At 64.0% G+C, this 16,031-nt stretch carries 20 protein-coding genes; 9 read left to right on the top strand and 11 right to left on the bottom strand.

The genetic code is table 11. The features are described 5' to 3' along the window. Positions 1-16 precede the first annotated feature (16 nt). The 5 genes from ACYQ4Z_RS08345 to ACYQ4Z_RS08325 are packed head-to-tail and all read left to right on the top strand — an operon-like array spanning position 17 to position 3,868. On the top strand, positions 17-583 hold the full coding sequence (locus tag ACYQ4Z_RS08345; RefSeq protein WP_119335658.1) for a YqgE/AlgH family protein: 567 nt from the start codon (positions 17-19) through the stop codon (positions 581-583). Further along, positions 576-1,085: a Holliday junction resolvase RuvX gene (ruvX, locus tag ACYQ4Z_RS08340; protein ID WP_119335659.1), complete on the top strand. Its 510-nt coding sequence runs from the start codon at positions 576-578 to the stop codon at positions 1,083-1,085. The genes ACYQ4Z_RS08345 and ruvX overlap by 8 nt, the downstream gene beginning before the upstream one ends. Further along, on the top strand, positions 1,069-1,572 hold the full coding sequence (pyrR, locus tag ACYQ4Z_RS08335; RefSeq protein ID WP_459860745.1) for a bifunctional pyr operon transcriptional regulator/uracil phosphoribosyltransferase PyrR: 504 nt from the start codon (positions 1,069-1,071) through the stop codon (positions 1,570-1,572). Before ruvX ends, pyrR begins: the two co-directional genes overlap by 17 nt. Next, on the top strand, positions 1,569-2,546 hold the full coding sequence (locus ACYQ4Z_RS08330; protein WP_119335661.1) for an aspartate carbamoyltransferase catalytic subunit: 978 nt from the start codon (positions 1,569-1,571) through the stop codon (positions 2,544-2,546). The genes pyrR and ACYQ4Z_RS08330 overlap by 4 nt, the downstream gene beginning before the upstream one ends. Then, positions 2,543-3,868, top strand: a complete 1,326-nt coding sequence (locus tag ACYQ4Z_RS08325; protein WP_119335662.1) for a dihydroorotase — start codon at positions 2,543-2,545, stop codon at positions 3,866-3,868. The genes ACYQ4Z_RS08330 and ACYQ4Z_RS08325 overlap by 4 nt, the downstream gene beginning before the upstream one ends. Here ACYQ4Z_RS08325 and ACYQ4Z_RS08320 read toward each other — a convergent pair. Genes ACYQ4Z_RS08320 through ACYQ4Z_RS08300 form a run of 5 tightly spaced genes read right to left on the bottom strand, consistent with a single transcriptional unit; the run spans position 3,858 to position 6,736 of the window. Further along, entirely contained in the window at positions 3,858-4,250 is a 393-nt protein-coding gene (locus ACYQ4Z_RS08320) for a NusG domain II-containing protein (protein ID WP_119335663.1), read from the bottom strand. The genes ACYQ4Z_RS08325 and ACYQ4Z_RS08320 overlap by 11 nt on opposite strands. 23 nt (positions 4,251-4,273) lie before the next feature. After that, positions 4,274-4,579 (bottom strand): DUF167 domain-containing protein, encoded by a 306-nt coding sequence (locus tag ACYQ4Z_RS08315; RefSeq protein WP_459860646.1) that lies wholly within the window; start codon positions 4,577-4,579, stop codon positions 4,274-4,276. 1 nt (position 4,580) lies between these two features. Further along, positions 4,581-5,174: a YggT family protein gene (locus tag ACYQ4Z_RS08310; RefSeq protein WP_219972197.1), complete on the bottom strand. Its 594-nt coding sequence runs from the start codon at positions 5,172-5,174 to the stop codon at positions 4,581-4,583. 3 nt (positions 5,175-5,177) lie between these two features. Then, the gene (gene proC, locus ACYQ4Z_RS08305) at positions 5,178-5,984 is read right to left on the bottom strand and encodes a pyrroline-5-carboxylate reductase (protein ID WP_459860645.1); all 807 of its coding nucleotides are present in this window, start codon (positions 5,982-5,984) and stop codon (positions 5,178-5,180) included. Then, complete coding sequence (locus tag ACYQ4Z_RS08300; RefSeq protein WP_119335666.1) at positions 5,975-6,736, bottom strand: YggS family pyridoxal phosphate-dependent enzyme; 762 nt, start codon at positions 6,734-6,736, stop codon at positions 5,975-5,977. Before ACYQ4Z_RS08300 ends, proC begins: the two co-directional genes overlap by 10 nt. Before the next feature lie 102 nt (positions 6,737-6,838). Between ACYQ4Z_RS08300 and ACYQ4Z_RS08295 the strand changes: the two genes are divergently transcribed. Beyond that, positions 6,839-7,879 carry a type IV pilus twitching motility protein PilT gene (locus ACYQ4Z_RS08295; RefSeq protein ID WP_219972194.1) on the top strand — a complete coding sequence of 347 codons (1,041 nt, stop codon included), beginning with the start codon at positions 6,839-6,841 and terminating at the stop codon, positions 7,877-7,879. A gap of 20 nt (positions 7,880-7,899) precedes the next feature. Further along, positions 7,900-9,033 (top strand): PilT/PilU family type 4a pilus ATPase, encoded by a 1,134-nt coding sequence (locus ACYQ4Z_RS08290; protein ID WP_285614701.1) that lies wholly within the window; start codon positions 7,900-7,902, stop codon positions 9,031-9,033. Between the two features lie 30 nt (positions 9,034-9,063). Here the strand turns inward: ACYQ4Z_RS08290 and ACYQ4Z_RS08285 are convergent, their stop codons facing one another. From ACYQ4Z_RS08285 to ACYQ4Z_RS08275, 3 genes are read right to left on the bottom strand one after another with little or no spacing between them, the layout of a single operon-like run. Continuing rightward, a complete protein-coding gene (locus ACYQ4Z_RS08285; RefSeq protein ID WP_219972193.1) occupies positions 9,064-10,308 on the bottom strand; it encodes a THUMP domain-containing class I SAM-dependent RNA methyltransferase in 1,245 nt (414 codons plus the stop codon). Between the two features lie 15 nt (positions 10,309-10,323). Next, positions 10,324-10,701: a CopD family protein gene (locus ACYQ4Z_RS08280; protein WP_233467987.1), complete on the bottom strand. Its 378-nt coding sequence runs from the start codon at positions 10,699-10,701 to the stop codon at positions 10,324-10,326. After that, positions 10,701-11,666, bottom strand: a complete 966-nt coding sequence (locus tag ACYQ4Z_RS08275) for an NAD-dependent epimerase/dehydratase family protein (protein ID WP_459860643.1) — start codon at positions 11,664-11,666, stop codon at positions 10,701-10,703. The genes ACYQ4Z_RS08280 and ACYQ4Z_RS08275 overlap by 1 nt, the downstream gene beginning before the upstream one ends. A 56-nt stretch (positions 11,667-11,722) precedes the next feature. On the opposite strand from ACYQ4Z_RS08275, the gene ACYQ4Z_RS08270 reads away from it, so the two are divergent. After that, a complete protein-coding gene (locus ACYQ4Z_RS08270; RefSeq protein ID WP_459860642.1) occupies positions 11,723-12,742 on the top strand; it encodes a 2Fe-2S iron-sulfur cluster-binding protein in 1,020 nt (339 codons plus the stop codon). Beyond that, a complete protein-coding gene (locus ACYQ4Z_RS08265; RefSeq protein ID WP_219972190.1) occupies positions 12,739-13,878 on the top strand; it encodes an EAL and HDOD domain-containing protein in 1,140 nt (379 codons plus the stop codon). The genes ACYQ4Z_RS08270 and ACYQ4Z_RS08265 overlap by 4 nt, the downstream gene beginning before the upstream one ends. A 103-nt stretch (positions 13,879-13,981) precedes the next feature. Here ACYQ4Z_RS08265 and ACYQ4Z_RS08260 read toward each other — a convergent pair whose 3' ends face one another. The 3 genes from ACYQ4Z_RS08260 to ACYQ4Z_RS08250 form a co-directional block, all read right to left on the bottom strand. Further along, on the bottom strand, positions 13,982-14,296 hold the full coding sequence (locus ACYQ4Z_RS08260) for a c-type cytochrome (RefSeq protein WP_459860640.1): 315 nt from the start codon (positions 14,294-14,296) through the stop codon (positions 13,982-13,984). 93 nt (positions 14,297-14,389) lie between these two features. Next, positions 14,390-15,211, bottom strand: coding sequence for an NADPH-dependent 7-cyano-7-deazaguanine reductase QueF (locus ACYQ4Z_RS08255; RefSeq protein WP_459860639.1), 822 nt, complete (start codon positions 15,209-15,211; stop codon positions 14,390-14,392). Then, positions 15,208-16,023, bottom strand: coding sequence for a sulfite exporter TauE/SafE family protein (locus ACYQ4Z_RS08250; RefSeq protein WP_459860638.1), 816 nt, complete (start codon positions 16,021-16,023; stop codon positions 15,208-15,210). Before ACYQ4Z_RS08250 ends, ACYQ4Z_RS08255 begins: the two co-directional genes overlap by 4 nt. Between the last annotated feature and the right edge of the window lie 8 nt (positions 16,024-16,031).

Below are 16,031 nucleotides of genomic sequence, written 5' to 3'. Positions count from 1 at the left end.
AGGATCCAATACCGCCATGGGACAACGTTTCGTCAGCTACAAACACCATTTCCTGGTCGCGATGCCCGAGCTCAACGACCCCAATTTCCGCCAAACGGTGGTCTATTTGGTCGAACACCACCCTCAAGGCGCGATGGGGTTGATCATCAACCGTCCCACCGAAATCACCCTAGGGCAGCTCTTCGAGCGGGTCGAAGCGGGCGCGGTCAACCCCCTCGTTGCCGACGCGCCCGTCTTCTACGGCGGGCCAGTCGCGACCGAACGCGGTTTCGTCCTGCATCGTCCCAGTGGCGAATGGGCGGGATCGATGACGCTACCCGAAGACATGGCGCTCACCTCGTCGCGTGACATCTTGCCGAGCTTGGGCGACGTGAACGCGGTCCGCGACTTCCTGGTCTTGCTGGGCCATGCCGGTTGGGGAGAAGGCCAGCTAGAAAGCGAAATCGCCCGCAACGACTGGCTAACCGTACCCGCCGACCCCGAGATCATCTTTTCCACGCCGCCAGAAGCGCGCTATCAGGCGGCGCTCGCGCTGCTTGGCGTGCGCCCCGGTTTTCTGGTCGGAGGTGCCGGGCATGGCTGAATGCGCGCTCGCGCCCTGCGACGGCGTCTGGCTCGGGATCGACTACGGCAACGCGCGGATCGGCGTCGCGGTCGCCACGCTGCCCGTCGCGATCGCGACCCCCCTGACCACACTGGCCGCGCAGCCCGAAACGCGTTTCTGGGTCGCTTTCGACGCCCTCGTCGCGGAATGGCACCCCTGTGGATTCGTCCTGGGGTGGCCACCCACACCCGCAAGTGGGAACCCCCACCCAATGCACCCCGCGATCACCGCGTTCGCCAACACCCTCACTGCCCGTCACGCCAAACCCATCTACTGGGTCGATGAGTCGCTTACCTCGGCGCACGCCGAACAGCTCTTGCGCGAAACGGGCAAACGGCGCTGGCAAGCGCGCAAAGCGCGCCTCGACGCGGTAGCTGCCGCGCTCATCCTGCAAACCTTCTGCGACGGTCACGCCACCGTCTACCCTCCGGGAGCAATCACGCATGCACACGGAAAACCCATTGATATCGCCACCCCCTGACGCCGAAACGCTCTACCATGAACTCGAGCGCGCGATTGCGCCGTACCGCGATACCTTCGACGCCTTCGTCGGCATCCACGCGGGCGGCAGCTGGATCGCCGAACGGCTGCGCGCCGCGCTCGCGCCAACGCTACCGCTTGGGGTGATCGACGTGTCGTTCTACCGCGACGATCTGGCACAACGGGGTCTGGGGCGGCGCGACGTTCGGCCCAGCGAACTTCCGTTCTCGGTCGAAGGCGCACGGATCCTGCTGATCGACGACGTGCTCTACACCGGACGCACGGTGCGCGCTGCGATCAATGAACTCTTCGACTACGGCCGCCCCGCGTGCGTGCGGTTTGCGGCGCTTGCCGATCGCGGGGGGCGGGAACTCCCGATCTGTCCCGACTTTTGCCCCTGGCGGAGCCTGACCCCGCTGGCCACCCACGTGCGGCTCGAACTCATCGTCACCCCTGAACAGACCTTTCGTTGGGAGCTCGTTGCATGACGCCACTCCAACTCACACCCGACGGGCGCCTGCGTCACCTCTTGACGCTCGATGGGCTACCCGAACCGATCCTGCAGCAGATCTTTTCGTTGGCAGACTCTTTTCTCGAAGTCTCTGAGCGCGCGGTGAAAAAAGTGCCGCTTCTGCGCGGCAAAAGCGTCTTCAACATCTTCTTCGAAAACTCGACCCGTACGCGCACCACCTTCGAGATCGCTGCCGCACGGCTTTCTGCCGACGTCGTCAACCTCAACATCGCCACCAGCAGCACGGCGAAAGGGGAGTCGCTGCTCGACACCATCGACAATCTTTGCGCGATGATGGCCGACATGTTCGTGATCCGTCACGCCGCAAGCGGCGCGCCGGTACGCATCGCGCAACACCTCGCTGAACGTGGGCTCGACCACGTGCGCGTGCTCAACGCTGGCGACGGCCGCCATGCGCACCCCACCCAAGGGTTGCTCGACATGTACACCATCCGCCACTACAAGAAAGAATTCACCCGTCTCACCGTCGCGGTGGTCGGTGACGTCCTTCATTCACGGGTCGCGCGCTCGGAGATCGCGGCGCTCACCACCCTGGGGGTTCCCGAAGTGCGCGTTGCCGGGCCGAAAACGCTGCTGCCCAAAGCGCTCGGCGAATTGGGCGTACAGGTTACCCACGACCTCGACGAAGCGCTCGACGGCGTCGACGTGATCATGATGCTGCGGCTGCAAAACGAGCGGATGCACGGCTCCTTCATCGCCACCACTGCCGAATACCACGAATGCTGGGGACTCACCCCCGAGCGGCTCAAACGGGCCAAACCCGACGCGATCGTGATGCACCCAGGCCCGATGAACCGTGGGGTGGAGATCGCATCGAGCGTCGCCGACGGCCCCCAAGCCGTAATCCTGCCGCAAGTCACTTTTGGGATCGCGATCCGCATGGCCGTCTTCACCCTATTGGCGGGCGTTGCCCCAGGAGGTCTCGCATGAAGTGGTTGATCACCAACGCCTACCTCGTCGACCCCGCTTCGGGGCGTGAAGGGTACGGAGCGGTTGCGATCGCCGACGGCCGCATCGTGGCGATTCAAGAACACCCGGCCGACCCGCCTGCGGCACCGGCGATTCCGGGCTTTACACCAGATCGAACCTGGGACGCGCAGCGGCGCGTACTTGCCCCGGCGTTGGTCGATACCTACGCGCGCCTCACCGGCCCGGTCTTGGAACAGCAAACCCGCTTGGAGCGCGAATTGCACGGCGCAGCGGCCGGCGGGATCGGTCATCTGGTGGTCGCGCCGGATACAGCCCCGCCGCTTGACGAACCGGGGTTGGTCGAAATGCTGCTTGAGCGCGCGCGCCGCGCCGCAACCGCCGACATCCTGCCGCTCGGCGCGCTCACCGTCGGCCTCAAAGGCGAGCAACTTGCGGAAATGGCGCGTCTCACCACGGCCGGCTGCATCGCGTTCTCGCAAGGCGATCGCCCGATGCGCGACACGCTGGCGTTGCTGCGGGCGATGCAGTACGCGGCAAGCTTCGACCTTCCCGTCTGGCTCACCGCTGCCGACCCCGACCTCAGCCTGCCGGGCGGCGCGCACGACGGCGTGGTCGCCGCACGCCTGGGGCTACCGCCAATCCCTGTCGCGGCGGAGACGGTCGCGCTCACGCGCCTCATCGAATTGGCGGCTGAAGCAGGCGTTCGGCTCCATGTGGTCAATCTGTCGAGCGAACGCAGCGTCGCGTTGATCCGCCGCGCGAAAGACGAAGGGCTACCCGTCTCGGCGAGCGTCTCCGCGCTCCATTTGACGATGACCGAACTCGACATCGGGGCGTTCGATACCAACGCCCACGTGATTCCGCCTTTGCGCAGCAGCCGCGACCGGGAAGCGCTCGCCGCAGCAGTCGCTGACGGCACGATCGACGTCATCACCTCGAATCACACGACCGTGGGGCGTGACGCGAAAGCCTACCCCTTTTCGGAGAGCGCCCCCGGGGCCGCAGGCTTCGAAACGCTCCTGCCGCTCGTACTGCGCTGGGGCGAATCGCAAGGGCTGTCGCTTGCCCAGACGCTTGCCCCAGTGAGCAGTCGCGCCGCTGCGCTTGTCGATAACGACGAATGGGGGCGGCTTGCAGTCGGCGCCCCGGCCGACCTCATCCTCTTCGATCCCGACGAACCGTGGATCGTCGACGCCCATTCGCTCGTCGGGCCTGCGCACAACACACCGTGGTGGGGTCTGCCGCTCACGGGGCGCGTCACCCACCTGATGCGGCGCGGCACCTTCGTCTTCGAACGCGAAGCGGCACCGGTCAAAAATTGAGCGAATCGTAGAGGCGCGTGCGCCCAGTGAGCTCCACGGTCACCTCATTGGGCGCGCAGATCGCAGCGCTCCCAGCGCGCGTCAACCACCCTTGCCGCACGCAGATCTGCCGGGGGCCTGGGTCGCGCACCACCCGCGCGCGCCCCGGCGCGATCTCGATCACGGTGACGCCCAACGCACCGGTTACCTGAATGGTTTGGGGCTGGTCAAGCGCATAGGTTCCGACGACACGGCCCGCGACACGCACCACGGCGTGGGTGGGGGCTCCTGCCTGCAGTAACCATGTCAGCGACACGGCAACCGCTACAACGCCAATCGCAAGCGCCCCCCAATCCCCAGGGCGCAACAGGTGCTGCCAACCGCGCCACGCTGCGTGCCCCATTGCCGCGTCTCCCAACACCACGGTCAGTGTGGGAACATTTCGCCCAAACGGGTCAGAATCGCGGTGCGCTCGTGCGCGTCACAACGCAACAACACCAGCTTGGTCCGAGACGATTCGCCCCCGACCACCGTCACCGCGTTCTGACGCAGGCCAAAGGTTTCGGCCAAGAAGGCGCACAGCGCCGCATTCGCCTTCCCCTCGACCGGGGGGGCCGCGATCCGCACTTTGAGCGCATCGCCGTGGCGCCCTGCCCAACCGCTGCGCTTCGCGCCGGGCTGCACGTGCAGGGACAACAACACCCCGTCCGAATGCGTCTGCCAGCCCGACACGTCACCCACCCACCGACGCCGCCAACAAGCCACGCACGACCATGAATCGGAGTTCGCCGCCGACGATCGCCAGCAGGTTGAGCGCAAGGAACAGGATCACCGGACTGAGGTCGATCCCACCGATCGTTGGCACGAAACGACGGATCGGATCGAGGAAGGGATCGGCAAGCGCGTGAATCACCGGCGCGAGCGGGGCATTGGGCTGTAACCAGGTGAGCAACGCCGAAACCAGCACGACCCAGAAGACCAGGTACCCCAGGACATAGAGGGTTTCGAGCGCGCCGCCCACCACCATCACCCCCAGAACGCCGAAGAGCGGCAGGCTGGGCAGGTGACCCAGCACCGCAAACTTGAGGCCGATCAACACCATTTGGCTCACCCACGCCAAGAGTACGCAGCTCCAGTCGAGCCGGGTACGCGGCAAAAGGCGTCGCACCGGCCGCGCCGCCCATTCGGTGAGCGTCAGCACAAACGCGCCCCCCGGCAGAAAGAACGAAATCCGTCGCCAGCGCATCAAAAACGCGATCCAAAAAAGGGCCGAAAGTCCGTTGAAGACGGTACCGAAAACGAGATCGAAAAGTTGCCCGCCCCCCATCCGTTACGCTCCTTTCGCCAGCTCTTGCGCGCGCTGGTACGCCGCCGCGACCGCCGTCTCCAGAATGCGGTCCCACGCATGCGCGAACAGTACTTCCAATGCCGCAGCGGTCGTTCCCCCCGGCGAAGTGACACGGGCGCGCAACACGTCCAAGGGATCGGCGCTCGCGCCGGCGAGTTTCGCGGCGCCCAGCAGGGTCCCGACCGCCAAACGGCGCGCCACGTCGGCGGGCAACCCCAGCTCGACACCCGCGCGGGCGAGCGCTTCCATGAAGAGGAAACCGTACGCTGGACCGCTGCCGGAGACCGCAGTCACTGCGTCGATCGCCGCTTCGTTCTCGACCCAGACCACCTCACCTACCGCTTCCATCACCTTTTGCGCCAACTGCCGTACGGTTACGCCCACCTCGGGCGGCGCGTAGAGCCCGCTCATTCCGGCACCCACCAAAGCCGGGGTGTTGGGCATCGCGCGGATGATCGGCGCCGTGTCCCCCAGCAATGCGGCGATCCGCGCGATCGGCACCCCGGCCATGATCGACAGCACGGGCGTTCGCCCGACGCGACCGGCAAGAGGCGCGAGCGCCGTCGCAACCACTTGGGGCTTTACCGCAAGCACGATCAGATCGGTTTCGAAAAAGGGGTCATCGACCACGGGAAGCGCCTTCACCCCATACCGACTTTCCAACGCCGTGCGGCGATCCGGGTTAGGGTCGACGACGTGGATCCGTTTCGCATCGGTCACGCGCCGATCGACCAACCCGCCCAGGATCGCTTCGGCCATATTGCCGCCACCCAAAAAACTCAACCGCATGCTTTTGCTCCTTTTCCTGATGCGTCTTCACCACCTTCGCGCCGCGATGTTTTGGGCGGTCTGGGTCCGAAAAGGGCGCTACCGATGCGCAGATGGGTCGCCCCTTCGGCAAGCGCCACCGGCCAATCGCTGCTCATCCCCATCGATAGCGCCCAAACGGGCAAGCCTTCACGCTGCAACGTGTCGCGCAGCTCACGCACCGTTCGAAAACGGCGCGCGAGCAATGGGGGATCGGCGCTTGGCTCAGGGATCGTCATCAACCCCACTACTTGGAGCCGCGGCAACCGCGCCACCGCTTTCACGAGCGCCACCACCGTTTCAGGCGCGACACCGGCTTTGCTCGCCTCCCCACTCACATTCACCTGCACCATCACGTTGAGCGGCCCCCGTTTGGGATCACGCTGCTCGGCAAAGCGCTTCGCCACTTCCAGGCGGTCCAGCGAATGGACCCAGTCGAACGCGGCAGCGATCGCCCGCGTCTTGTTGCGTTGAATCGGCCCGATGAAATGCCATTCGACGGGTAGATCGGTGAGTTGCTCCTGTTTCGCCACCGCCTCCTGCACATAGTTTTCGCCGAAGACGCGCACGCCTGCGGCAAACGCGGCACGGATCACCGCAGCGGGTTGCGTCTTACTCACCGCAACCAGCGTCACCGTCGCCGGATCGCGCCCCAAGCGCTCTGCCGCCTCGAAGATTTGTGCCCGCACCGCGGCAACCCGCGCGGCGATCGCGCACGCGTCGACCTCGCTCATGCCCTCCATGCTGCTCCGTTTCGTCGATCGTTTGCGACCGCAACGAGTATAGCATCGACGAAATCGGCTACCATAGCAGGATCAGATGCGGGAGACTGCTCGATGGACATCGCGGAACTGCTTGCCTTTGCCGTCAAAAACAAAGCGTCGGACCTCCACCTTTCGGCAGGGCTGCCGCCGATGCTGCGCATCCACGGCGATATTCGGCGCGTCAATCTGCCGGCACTCACCGACGCCGACGTCAAGGCGCTCGTCTATGACATCATGACCGACGCGCAACGCAAAACGTTCGAAGCCCATTTCGAAGCCGACTTCTCGTTCGAAATCCCGAACCTGGCGCGCTTCCGGGTCAACGCCTTCGTGCAGAGTCGCGGAATGGGCGCGGTCTTTCGCACCATTCCCAGCAAAGTGCTCACACTCGAAGCGCTCGACGCCCCGGCGGTTTTCAAAACGATCTGCGACCAGCCGCGCGGCATCGTGCTCGTCACCGGCCCCACCGGCTCCGGGAAATCGACGACGCTCGCGGCGATGATCGATTACCTCAACACCACGCAGCCGCTCCATATCCTCACCATCGAAGACCCGATCGAATTCGTCCATGAGGCGAAAAAATCGCTCATCAACCAGCGGGAAGTCCATCGCGACACCCTCTCGTTCGAAAACGCGCTGAGGTCGGCATTGCGCGAAGATCCCGACGTGATCCTGGTCGGCGAGATGCGGGACCTCGAAACGATCCGCCTGGCCCTTACCGCCGCCGAAACGGGCCACCTGGTCTTCGGAACGTTGCACACCTCGTCGGCGGCGAAGACGATCGACCGGATCGTCGACGTCTTTCCTGCTGCCGAAAAAGAGATGGTGCGCGCGATGCTCTCCGAATCGCTGCGCGCGGTGATCTCGCAAGTACTCTTGAAGCGGCGCGACGGCAGCGGGCGCGTCGCCGCGCACGAAATCATGATCGGCACACCCGCGATTCGCAACCTCATTCGCGAGAACAAGATCGCGCAGATGTACTCGATCATCCAGACGAGCCAAGCGTTGGGGATGCAGACGCTCGACCAGTCGCTGCAACAACTGGTCGCGCGTCATATCGTTGCCCCCGACGAGGCGCGCGCCTACGCGGTGAACAAAGACGCGTTCCGTTGATTCGTTGGAGGAACCCATCGATGCAGCGTGACCAAGCGTTGAAATTCACCACCGACCTCCTGCGCCGCGTCAAGGAGCGCAACGGTTCCGACCTCTTCATCGCCCCCGATTTCCCGCCAGCGATCAAGATCGACGGGGCGCTGCAACCGCAGTCGAATCAGCCACTCACCGCCGCGCACACGCTTGCGATCGCCCGCGCGGTGATGAACGACCGCCAAGCCGCCGAATTCGAAGCCACCAAAGAGTGCAACTTCGCGATCTCGCCAGCCAACATCGGCCGCTTCCGGGTCAACGCCTACCGCGCCAAAGGGGGGGTTTCGCTCGTCTTTCGCACCATCCCCGACACCATCCCGACGCTCGACAGTCTTCGGCTCCCCGCCATCCTCAAAGAGGTGGCGCTGGTCAAACGCGGGCTCGTGATCTTCGTCGGCGGCACCGGTACCGGGAAATCGACCTCGCTTGCGGCGCTCATCGACTGGCGCAACGAACACAGCCGCGGGCACATCATCACCATCGAAGATCCGATCGAATTCCTCCATCCCCACAAGAAATGCCTGGTCTCACAGCGTGAGATCGGGATCGACACCGACAGTTGGGAAATCGCGCTCAAAAACGCGCTGCGCCAAGCACCCGACGTGATCATGATGGGCGAAATTCGCGACCGCGACACGATGGAGTACGCGATCGCCTTCTCCGAAACAGGGCATCTGTGCCTGGCGACGCTGCACGCGAACAGCACCAACCAGGCGCTCGATCGCATCATCAACTTCTTCCCCGAAGACCGACGGCAACAGTTGCTGATGGACCTGTCGCTCAACCTCAAAGCGATCGTCTCACAACGGCTCTTGCCGCGCGCCTCGGGACCAGGGCGCGTCGCTGCGGTTGAGATCCTCCTCAACACGCCGCTCGTTGCGGAACTGATCTTCAAAGGGGAGATCCCCGAAATCAAAGAGGTGATGAAACGCTCGCGCGAACTGGGGATGCAGACCTTCGATCAAGCGCTCTTCGACCTCTACGAAGCTGGGATGATCCGTTACGAAGATGCGCTGCGCTACGCCGATTCGGTCAATGACCTGCGCATCCAGATCAAACTCCACAGCAAACGGCCCGACAAGCCCGAAGTGGAAGTCCCAGAAGGGCTCGATATCGTGTAACGAAGGCGTAACGGCTCGGTTTGCCGTTGATCACGCCTCTGCTTCTGCACTCATGACGCGGTTACGCTTCAAAGAACCCGCTACGATCGGGTAACGCAGCAACACGCAGCGCAGTGGCCCGTTGTCGAGGTGCCACTTCGCCGCTGGCCGCAGGCCGATGCGCTTGGCGAATTGCGAATCGGCGGTCAAGAAATGGGCGGTCCACCCTGCCCAGCGCCGTTTGAGGGCGTCGCCCAGCACCGGGTACCACGCGGCGAGCGCTTCGGTTTCGGCTAGGCGCACACCGTAAGGGGGATTGGTCACCCAATAGCCCGGCGGCACTTCAGACGGCGGTTCGAGTGCTTCCGCTGCCGCGGTTTGCCACACGATCGGCAGCGACGCTTCCACCGCGGCTTCGAGCTTCTGCCAATTGTGCTGCGCCGCGGCGATCTGCCGCGGATCGGCGTCGGCGGCAAAAAGGAGCGGCTCCCTGTGCTTTGTGCGCAGCACAGCGATGTGCCGAGCGGTCTCTGCCCGTAGGGTGTTGCGTAGCTGCTGCCACGTCTGGCGGTCGAGTCCGTGCCACTGTTCGAACGCGAACACGCGAAAAAGCCCCGGGGGAATCGCATAGGCGCGCATCGCCGCTTCCAATAAGAACGTCCCGCTGCCACACATCGGGTCGATCAGCGGCAACGTGGGTGTCCACCCGATCACCTGCAAAATCCCAGCAGCCAGGTTCTCTTTGAGCGGCGCCAGCGTCGTTGCTGACTTGAACCCGCGCTGCACAAGCGGCGCCCCGCTCGTATCCCAATAGAAGGTCGCCCCCCGTTCGTCGAGGAAGACGACAACCCGAAAGGTTGGATCGTGTTTGTCAACGCTGGGACGACGACCGCACTGGGCGCGGAGCGCGTCACAGATCGCGTCTTTCACCCGCAGCGTGAGAAAAGGGATCGCATCGGTGCATGCCGCCCGCGTCACGGTGAGATCGACACGCAGCCGCGCATCGGGCGAAACCCATTTCGGCCACGCGACGGTTCGCGCCAGGCGGTAGAGCGCCGCCCCCTCTTCGCCACGCCGCTTGCCGTGCGGCAACGCGCCGCCTCCCACCGCGACCAACACCCGCGTCGCGATGCGGCTCGTGAGGTGTACCCGCATGAGTACCGGCCAGTCACCGGTAAAGGCAACACCACCGGGACGCACCCGGATTTCGGCGGCACCCGCAGCGGTCAATTCGTCACCGAGGCATGACTCCAACCCGCGCGGGCACGGCGCGAACGCGCGCAACCGATTCGACACGACATGCTTCCCGGCTTAGAACGGCTTCAACACGACAAGAAAGACGACGACGGTCAGGATCACCACCGGGATTTCGTTGAAAACCCGAAACCAGACGTGGGAGCGGGTGTTGGTGCCGGCCTCGAAACGGCGCAGCAGCACTCCACAATACGCGTGGTAGGCGATCAGCAATACCACGAGCGTCGTCTTCGCGTGCAGCCACCCGCCGGAAAAACCGAACCCGAACCAGAGCCAGAGACCGAACCCCACCGCCAAAACCCCAAGCGGCGTCATGAAGCGAAAAAGTTTGCGTGCCATGAGGAGCAGCCGGTCACGTGCGGCTGCGTTCTCTTCCATCGCCAGATTGACAAAGATTCGCGGCAGATAAAAGAGCCCCGCGAACCACGAAGTCATCAAGATGATATGCAGCGACTTGACGACGCCATAGAGCACGATTCCCTCCTTTCTTTCCAGATCGGTTGCGCGAGCAACGCAAAAACCGTGGGATAGCGCAAACGAAAGCGAAGTTCCCGTTTGAGGCGGTCGTTACGCAGCCGTCGGCTTTCGGTGAGAAACGAAGCCATCATCGGCCCGACACGTTCCAACACCGCTTGTCTGGGCAGACGCGGCGGGCGGGGCAGCCCCAGTGCATCGGCCACCGCATCGAACCACGCGCCCATCGGCAACGGTTGATCGTCGGCAGCGTGATAGGCGCGCCCCGTCTTGCCGCGCCACCCCGCCACCCAGAGGATCTGCGCCAGATCGTCGGCATGGATGTGGTTGCTGATACTGTCCTCCTCTTCGTGAATCGCCGGATCACCACGCAGCAACCGCGCCACCGGGAGGCGTTCGGCGGAATAGATCCCCGGTACGCGCAGCCGCACCACCCAGCCGCCCCGTTTCGCCCAATCGCGCCACAACCGCTCCGCCGCGACCCGCCGCGCTGCGCGCGCCGTTTGAGGGGCAACCGGGTCGCTCTCGCGCACCCACGCCCCTCCTCGGTCGCCATAGACGCCGCTCGTACTCAGATAGACCATACGCGGCCGAAGAGCGAAATGGTGACGCCGCCCCGGGCCGCGTGGCTTACTTCGGGCGGTGCTTCGCCGCAGCGCTGCCTGCAGACGACGGGTGCGGGGGTCGACCACCCCATCCTCCGCAGGCGGCACCGTGACCCAAACCTGATCCACTGCCGCGCCGATTCGCGCCAACGACCGCCAGAGGTCGAGATCGGCGACGATCACGCGTGCCCCCAACGCGCGCCACGCGGCGCTTTTGGCAGGATCGCGCACCACCACCCAAAACTGGACGCGAGACGCCAAGGCGCGCGCTGCACGTAACGCGACATCCCCGCCGCCCACGACCAACACTCGAACCGTCACGCTCGCGCCCCTCTTCCCGTACAATAAAGGCTTCCGATTATCGCACGCGACGTTCCATGACCCACACGGTTCAGATTGCGAATCACCCCGACGCCACCTTTACCGCCGCGCCCGACGAAACGGTACTCGACGCTGCGCTGCGATCGGGCCTTACTGTGCCGTACGGCTGCCGTGACGGCGCCTGCGGCGCCTGCCGTGCGCGCGTCGTGAACGGCACCGTGGAATTGAAGGGGGTCGCGCCGGGCGTTTTGTCCGACGACGAACGCGCCGCTGGCTGGACGCTGCTCTGCCGGGCTTACCCCAGATCCGATCTGACGATCGAAGTGCGGGAGCTGCGCCGCGCCGACGATCTGCCCATTCACAAATTCCCGGCGCGGGTCGAGACGATCGAAAAGATCGACGAGGTCGCAATCGTCACGCTCAAGCTGCCGAATAGCCTCGACTTTCGCTTCCGCGCTGGACAATATGTCGATGTGCTGCTGCCCGATGGCGCCCGCCGCAGTTTTTCGATCGCGTCGGCACCCAACCACGGCGGTTTCCTCGAACTCCACATCCGGTTGGTGCCCGGTGGCCGTTTCACCCCGAAGGTGTTCACCGAAACCGCACCGAAAACGGTGTGGCGCCTCGAAGGGCCATTCGGCACCTTTACCCTGAAATCGCGCGCACGGCCGCTCCTTTTCGTCGCCGGGGGAACCGGTTTTGCGCCAATCCAATCGCTCCTGCTGGAACTTGCCGCGGGGGAACCGCCGCAGTGCCCCGTGCTCTGCTATTTCGGCGCCCGCACCCCTGCTGGGCTCTACCGCGACGCCTGGTTGCGGGCGTTTGCCGAATCCCACCCCTGGCTCGATTATCGCCCGGTGATCTCAGAGCCGGTGCAGGCGCCCGATTGGACAGGGCGAACCGGATTGGTACCGGACGCAGTCGTTGCTGAGCTCAGCGACCTCACGGCGTACGACGCCTACGTCTGCGGCTCCCCCGCGATGGTTGAAGCCGCACGCGCCCGCTTCCGAGCCGCGAACCTGCCGGAAGAAGCCTTGTTCGCCGACGCGTTCACGTTTCAATCGACGCCGCAATGAACACCGCCTTCGCCTATCTGACCCGCGAACCGGCGCTCAATCGCCGCTTTCAGATCACCGCGAACCGCCTCTGCCTGCACGCGAGCACCACGGAGCAGGCGCTCCAGACGCTCACGGCGCTCACGCCGCACTGGCCACAGTCACACGCCGTGCTGTTGTCGCTGATGCGTCTGCCGCCCAGTATCAAACTCCTTTCATGGGCGTGGCCGGAAAACACCTTCCTCGAAATCCCCCAACAGGCACTCACCATCCCGGCCACGCAACAGCTGATCGCGCACTGCGTCCAGCAAGAGACGCCGCTTTGTCTGGCCTGGTACGATGGGGTCAGTCCCTACCCCGACGCGCCGTGGCGCTTTTCGCTCGTCGATTGGCGCAAATGCCAAAGCCCCGACGCGGCGCCAGGGGTGGCGTTGGCGTGGGGGGTGCCGTCTCGGGCTGCGGCGCAAACGGCATTGCACCATTTCGCCGGGGTCTGCGGGTGGTTCTTTCTCAAAGAGGCGCTCCCCAACACGCAGTGCGAACCGGCACCGGCACGCACCACGGTGCTCCATTTGATCGCGCTTCTGCAGCAAGACGCTGAGATCGCAGAATTGGAAAAGGTGCTGAAACGGGACGTCGCGCTCGGCTACCGGCTCCTGCGCTACCTCAATTCGCCCGCGATGGGGCTACGGATGGAGATCACCTCGTTTCGCCATGCGGTGAGCATCCTCGGTTACCGGCCGTTGCTGCGTTGGCTTTCGGTCTTGCTCGTCCATAGCCACGACCACCCCGAAATGCCCGCGCTCGCGCAGACGGCATTGACGCGCGCCCGCTATCTCGAGCGTCTCGCTGCGGAGTTCTTCGACGCCGACGAAGCCGAAGCGCTCTTTCTCTGCGGGCTTTTCTCGATCCTGCCGCAGCTCACGGGTGAACCGCCCGAAGTATCGTTGGAACCCCTCACTTTACCGGAAGCGGTCAAAGCGGCGCTGATCCAACGGGACGGCCCTTACGCGCCACTTTTGGCGCTCGCCGAAGCGAGCGAAAGCGCTTCGCCCGCCCGCTTGATCGCCCAGGCCGAAAGCTTAGGGGTTGCGAGCGCCATGCACAATCAGGCGCTTCTTGAAGCGCTGGAATTCGCCGACCAGATCAACCAATGAAAAAGCCCGCCTCTGCGGGCTTTGCCATTGCGGGCTTTGCCATTGCGGGCTTTTGCTTGCGCTGCGTGCGCTTCGGTAAGACACCGAAACGCGCGCAAGCCGATCACTTGAGGGTGAGCACCCATCGGACGATCTTTTCGATATCCGCTTCAGCCACTTGGGGATGCGGCGGCATCGGAACCGGACCCCAGACACCGGCACCGCCCTTCTTCACTTTCTCGACCAATTTGGGCACGTCGGCTTCGGTATATTTCTTCGCGACGTCTTTATAGGACGGGCCGACCAGTTTCTTGTCGATCGCGTGGCACGCCATGCACCCTTTCGCTTTCGCCAGCGCCGAGGCATCTTCGGCTATCGCCGGTGCTGCGACCGTTACGACTATCCCAGCCACCGCCAACAGTTGTGCGATTTTTTTCATCGCTGCTCCTTCCTTTCGGTCAATGAGAAAATCCTCGGGACATTGTACGCGTAAAGGGCAAAAGAAAGCAACCCTTTTTTCATCAGTAATATCTCATTGCCGCGGATCGGCGACCCATTGTTGCGGCAGCCACATTTCGCTGCTCGCCCGCAATGGGTTGATCTCCAACCCACCGCGACGCAAAAACCGCCCCCAGACCATCAACTCCGTCATACCCAAGCGCCACAGGTCGGTGTAGATCCGCTCGATGCACTGCTCATGAAATTCCGCATGACAGCGAAACGAAACGAGGTAACGCAGAAGCGATGCGGGATCGACGCGCGGCCCGAAACAGCGCAGATAGAGACTCGCCCAATCGGGTTGCGCCGTCACCGGGCAGAGCGAGCGAAACGCCTGCATCACGAAGCGCTGTTCGGAGGGAACGGCGCTGCGGAGCGCAAGCAGCGTGGGATCGTATTGGTAACGAAAATCATCCGCGGCAACCGCGTCCAAAAGGCATGCGCCGGGGTCGCCGAAATCGGCCGCAACCGCGCGGCAAAATTGCGTCAGGGGATGAAGCGCGACGCGAACCGGCGCCTGCGCTACCGCCGCCAGATCCGCTTGGATGCGCGCAACCAACGCGTCGCCCTCCGCGAAACGAATTTGGTTGAAACCGTTCAGATAGAGTTTGAGCGACTTCGATTCGATCAAGTATGGGGAATGGGCAGGCACCCCGATCTCGATCACCGCCGCCTGCGGCTTTCCATGCGCGTCGAGCCACGAGCCTTCGTACCCGTACCAGCGGTCTTCACCCACCCAATGCGGCAGTGGGTCACCCAACGTCGCACGCGCGGTGGCACGCGCGATCGGCGTCAGCAGCTCAGGCGCGTACCCGTCCGGAACAGCAACCGACTGGCCAAGCAGCAACCCGCTCATGCCCCACCCCCGTAGAGGGTCCACAACATCTTCGCCAAGAGCAAGAGCAGAACCCCGGCCAAAATTCGTTTCAGCACCGGCACGGGCAACCGGTGGGCCCATCGGGCGCCGATCGGCGCGGTCAGAATGCTCGTTGCGCTCACCCCGATCACTGCAGGCAGATAGACGTAGCCCAACGAGAAGGGTGGCAAATTGGGGTCATGCCAGCCGTTTACCACATAACCGATCGTTCCGGTGATCGAAATGGGGATCCCCAGCGCGGCCGAGGTGCCGATCGCGTGCGCCACCGGGACGTTGCACCACGTGAGGAACGGCACCGTGAGTGTCCCCCCGCCGATCGCAACCAGCGCGGAAACGGCGCCGATCACGAACCCGGCGAAACCGAGCCCCAGCCAACCCGGAAGCTGACGCGTCGGCTTCGGTTTCAAATTGAGGAACATTTGCAAAGAAACGTATGCTATAAAGCACGCAAAAAAAATCGCGAGGGTGCGACTGGGAATCAGGGACGCTATGAAAGAGGCGACGAAGGTACCGAACAGCACGCCACTTGCCATGGGAACGAGCGCGTCGGTGCGCACCGCATGGTGTTGGTAGTGGGTTCGAGCACTCGCGAACGAAGTGAGGACGATCCCAGCCATCGACGAACCGAGCGCCATATGGACAACGACCTCAGAAGAAAAGCCCTGATAGGCAAAGAGCGTGGTCAGCACCGGCACCATGATCGCGCCGCCGCCCACGCCCAAGAGACCAGCAAAAAGCCCTACGAAAACCCCGAGAACCGGGTAAGCAAGCCACCAGTAGTCCATACGCATCAAGAAAA

The sequence above is a fragment of the Hydrogenophilus hirschii genome (assembly GCF_054656675.1).
This window is presented reverse-complemented; position numbering and strand designations above follow the sequence as displayed.

Coding starts and splice junctions, on each gene's coding strand:
- ACYQ4Z_RS08345 (WP_119335658.1), top strand. CDS start 17: ATGGGACAACGTTTCGTCAGCTACAAACACCATTTCCTGGTCGCGATG.
- ruvX (WP_119335659.1), top strand. CDS start 576: ATGGCTGAATGCGCGCTCGCGCCCTGCGACGGCGTCTGGCTCGGGATC.
- ACYQ4Z_RS08330 (WP_119335661.1), top strand. CDS start 1,569: ATGACGCCACTCCAACTCACACCCGACGGGCGCCTGCGTCACCTCTTG.
- ACYQ4Z_RS08325 (WP_119335662.1), top strand. CDS start 2,543: ATGAAGTGGTTGATCACCAACGCCTACCTCGTCGACCCCGCTTCGGGG.
- ACYQ4Z_RS08320 (WP_119335663.1), bottom strand. CDS start 4,250: ATGGGGCACGCAGCGTGGCGCGGTTGGCAGCACCTGTTGCGCCCTGGG.
- ACYQ4Z_RS08310 (WP_219972197.1), bottom strand. CDS start 5,174: ATGGGGGGCGGGCAACTTTTCGATCTCGTTTTCGGTACCGTCTTCAAC.
- proC (WP_459860645.1), bottom strand. CDS start 5,984: ATGCGGTTGAGTTTTTTGGGTGGCGGCAATATGGCCGAAGCGATCCTG.
- ACYQ4Z_RS08300 (WP_119335666.1), bottom strand. CDS start 6,736: ATGAGCGAGGTCGACGCGTGCGCGATCGCCGCGCGGGTTGCCGCGGTG.
- ACYQ4Z_RS08295 (WP_219972194.1), top strand. CDS start 6,839: ATGGACATCGCGGAACTGCTTGCCTTTGCCGTCAAAAACAAAGCGTCG.
- ACYQ4Z_RS08290 (WP_285614701.1), top strand. CDS start 7,900: ATGCAGCGTGACCAAGCGTTGAAATTCACCACCGACCTCCTGCGCCGC.
- ACYQ4Z_RS08280 (WP_233467987.1), bottom strand. CDS start 10,701: ATGACTTCGTGGTTCGCGGGGCTCTTTTATCTGCCGCGAATCTTTGTC.
- ACYQ4Z_RS08270 (WP_459860642.1), top strand. CDS start 11,723: ATGACCCACACGGTTCAGATTGCGAATCACCCCGACGCCACCTTTACC.
- ACYQ4Z_RS08265 (WP_219972190.1), top strand. CDS start 12,739: ATGAACACCGCCTTCGCCTATCTGACCCGCGAACCGGCGCTCAATCGC.
- ACYQ4Z_RS08260 (WP_459860640.1), bottom strand. CDS start 14,296: ATGAAAAAAATCGCACAACTGTTGGCGGTGGCTGGGATAGTCGTAACG.
- ACYQ4Z_RS08255 (WP_459860639.1), bottom strand. CDS start 15,211: ATGAGCGGGTTGCTGCTTGGCCAGTCGGTTGCTGTTCCGGACGGGTAC.
- ACYQ4Z_RS08250 (WP_459860638.1), bottom strand. CDS start 16,023: ATGCGTATGGACTACTGGTGGCTTGCTTACCCGGTTCTCGGGGTTTTC.